Source organism: Campylobacter concisus (genome assembly GCF_902460595.1).
GTDB classification, from domain to species: Bacteria; Campylobacterota; Campylobacteria; order Campylobacterales; family Campylobacteraceae; genus Campylobacter_A; species Campylobacter_A concisus_BL.
Genome location: NZ_CABPVA010000018.1, coordinates 1 through 3,339, shown reverse-complemented (window position 1 = coordinate 3,339; position 3,339 = coordinate 1). Strand labels below are relative to the sequence as shown.

Below are 3,339 nucleotides of genomic sequence, written 5' to 3'. Positions count from 1 at the left end.
ATTTTTACATACTTTTATAACAATATATTATTATGTGAAATATTAAATATTTTTATACAATATTAAAATATTTAATATTTTTAATAGCCATTCATTTCTTTGTCTTCATTAATAAGCATTCTAATATATGCGGCACGAGTTGGAAAGAATTTTTTATTATAGATATAGTCTAAATATTTTAATTCATCTTCTTCTAAATAAATTACAACCTGTCTTTTCTTTGGTTTATATTGGCTATTATCTTTTTCTTTGTTGTCTGTCATCTATTAATTCCTTGTTTTTTTTCCCTCTCCTTGGCACTAAGTTTTAGAAAATCAGTGAAATCAAATCCTTTCTTTAGCTCTTTTTCTAATCCGTTTTGTTTGAGTATCTTTTCCCATTCTATTATTTCTACAACTTTACAAGAGTTATTTAACTGCTCTTTTAAAGCCTTTGCACCATTTTTCCCTGCCTCATCATAATCATATGCTACAACAATGTAACTATCTTTTAACATATCAATTTGAATTTGTTTTAAATGAGTGGCAGCACTCCCAAAGCTTATAGCCTTATATCCACGTGACAACATATTTAAGCAGTCTTTTTCACCTTCAGCTATGAATATAGGACTATCATCTCTTATATATTCTTTTAATGCTTGGATATTAAAGGCGCAGCGTGGTCTATTTTTGCTAAAAGTGTATTTGATATTTAAATTTGGATTATATTTCCAAAGCGTTACGATCTTGCCAGTCTCATTTCTTAATGGCATTACCAACCTATCTTCTTCTTTGGAGTAACCTATTTGAAATTTTTGAGCTATTTCTTTACGTTGATTATTGTCGCAAACTGGAAGCAGTTTATGTAAAAGTTCTTGATAGCGTGTAAAATTCTCACGCCTTTCATTTTCGTATTTTTTTACTATGTCGTCATCAAGATAATCTATTGTGGGTTCTTCTTTAATTGGTCTAGCATTTATAGCTTTTTTATGAATAGCAATATTTGTCTTTTGCCCATGATTTAGATCATGATCTATTTTTAAGTTGTCTAGAATGCCCGCTACTTCTAAAAATGCACTTCTTTCGTCGCAATTCTTTATTTCCTTATAAAATGCTATTATATCACCCCTAAAACCACTGCCAAAGTCTTTAATATAGCCATTCTTTGGATCAATAGAAGCAGAAGCGGTATGCTCATCTTCTCGCATCCTGAATTTATAGTGGCTATCCACGTCAAAACCAAGATATTCTAAAAAAGCCCTTGTATCATCTTTGTGTAAGTTCATTTAATTACTCTTCTTGCTTGTTTTAAAGTTCTTAAATTTGCAAAAACTTTACGAGAATATGGATTATTTTCAACTTTTCCGTTATAGCAGTTTAGTGCTTTATAATCCCAACCATGTTTATTAATGCAATTTCTTAGTATCATTGCTCCCATTTGAATGTTTGTTTCTGGCTTATATAGGTCATCAATGCTTAAATTTTTAGCTTTTAACGTTGTTTCATGAATTGAATTAATCTGCATCAACCCATAATCTATTGAGCCATTGTTGTTAATATTCTTTGCATTATTGGTAAAGTTACTCTCTGTTTTTGCTATAGCCCAAAGAAGTATCGGAGGGATATTAAACTCTTTGCCAAATTTATAAAAGAGCTTATTGTATCTACTTTCATTAGCATTGGGTATAGCTGAAACATTTGTCGCTATTATAGATAATGATAATATAATAATAAATAGTTTTTTATAGTATTTTATTATTTTAAATTGTTTTAAAAATTTCATCTATTAGCGCCTAAACTCTTTTGATTTGAGTGTTCCATAACTTTTTCTTTTGGAAGTTTTATTGCACCACTTTTGACCTTTTCTGTGTATGCCTTGCCTAATCTATTTATTACCTCTTTGTTATTTTGTGCTGATACAATATTATTTATATGTTTACCTATACCAGATATGCCAGCAACACGATTTAAATTTTGAGTAAAAGCTGTAATACTTTCATCTCCTATGCTTTCAGCCAATGCTGCAGTTGCTTCTATGCCACCTTTTAAACATTTTTCAAAATTATCAATTGTTGCAGGATTTTTAAAATTTAATCCTTTGCCCCTCTCTTTGCTTTGTTCTTCATTTTGATCTAAAATTAGATCGTTTGTTTCAGTGGATTTTATAAAAATTTTATTAGCTATTTTGCTGACACTACCTATACCACAATCATTGCAACCTATCTTTACCAAATGATCTAAGTCTTTTTGAAAGTGTCCTTCGCCAAGTCTTGCATTGATATGAATAGTTTTTCCATTAATATCAGTAAAGTTAAAGCCTATTTTTTCATGTATAGCTTTAAAATCCTTATTGTTTTCATCCATTAATGCTTTATCCATCATTTTTAGAGTTTGGAATAGGGCGATATTTTCATCTCCTCTAAACTCTTTGTTGGCAGCTAGCAACTTACTAAATTTATCTATTTGATAATTTCCATCTTTGTTTGTATCAATATCAATGCGTGAAGTTATATTTTTAGATAATGTTTTACTAAGAGCTAGTTCGGCTTCGTTGTATACTGATTCATGCTCTATTTTGTTGTAAAGTTCTCCATTGAGTTCTAGAAATTTACTAGCAACATTATCTATTATCTTATCATGAGGTGTATTCTTGTCAAAAATTTGATCATACTTTTCGAAAAAGCTCTCAAGTTGGTAGTTGCTTTGTGCTTTATTGTTCCTATCAATAATACTTGCGATTATGCCACCTTTTATATCCTTAAATTTTTCTTTATTTTCTTTTAAGTATTTTGGATCGAATTCATCCATGTTGTAATCAACATTTGAATACATTTCATTTAAAAATTCTGAAATTTGTTGGTTTTTATCCCCCATTTTTTCAATCTTCGACCTAACCTCATTATTGTAGAGTTCGTTTAGATTTTGATCTAGGTCACTGGCATATTGTTCTTGTAAATTGTTATCTAAATTACTTAATATTGAATTTTTGCTTTCATTGATATATTTTAAATTTTTGTAAGTTGGCATGTTATTCCTTTATTAAGACTCTATGGATGCTGACCTTTGGTGAGTGATACTCTTCTTCGTGATCATTCCAGTGTATACAAGCAAATTTTGTTTTATAGTTCGAGATGTGGTATTTTTTGTCGATAATATTTACAAGCTCTTCTAGTTTTTCGTATTCATCAGCATAGATGTATTGTGAATTTTTATCAAATGCATCAAAATAAATAACATTAGCTTTTATGTTTTCGCAGCCGCATTCATTTATTAATCGTTCTAAAGACAAACTAGCTTCTTCTCTAGTTTGTTCGTTCCTGCAAAGATCATATTTGGAATTTTTTTCTTCAATATTTTTTAG

Annotated in this window: 5 protein-coding genes; all 5 read right to left on the bottom strand. The window is 29.4% G+C overall.

All coding sequences use genetic code 11. The annotated features are described in order from the left end of the window. Positions 1-80 precede the first annotated feature (80 nt). A complete protein-coding gene (locus F3G86_RS10000; protein ID WP_103568034.1) occupies positions 81-263 on the bottom strand; it encodes a hypothetical protein in 183 nt (60 codons plus the stop codon). Then, entirely contained in the window at positions 260-1,264 is a 1,005-nt protein-coding gene (locus F3G86_RS09995; protein WP_103589001.1) for a toprim domain-containing protein, read from the bottom strand. The genes F3G86_RS10000 and F3G86_RS09995 overlap by 4 nt, the downstream gene beginning before the upstream one ends. After that, the gene (locus tag F3G86_RS09990; protein ID WP_103589002.1) at positions 1,261-1,761 is read right to left on the bottom strand and encodes a lytic transglycosylase domain-containing protein; all 501 of its coding nucleotides are present in this window, start codon (positions 1,759-1,761) and stop codon (positions 1,261-1,263) included. Before F3G86_RS09990 ends, F3G86_RS09995 begins: the two co-directional genes overlap by 4 nt. After that, complete coding sequence (locus F3G86_RS09985; RefSeq protein WP_103610257.1) at positions 1,758-3,005, bottom strand: hypothetical protein; 1,248 nt, start codon at positions 3,003-3,005, stop codon at positions 1,758-1,760. The genes F3G86_RS09990 and F3G86_RS09985 overlap by 4 nt, the downstream gene beginning before the upstream one ends. Position 3,006: 1 nt before the next feature. Next, the coding region (locus F3G86_RS09980) for a hypothetical protein (RefSeq protein WP_188116458.1) at positions 3,007-3,339 on the bottom strand (333 nt) is incomplete at its 5' end.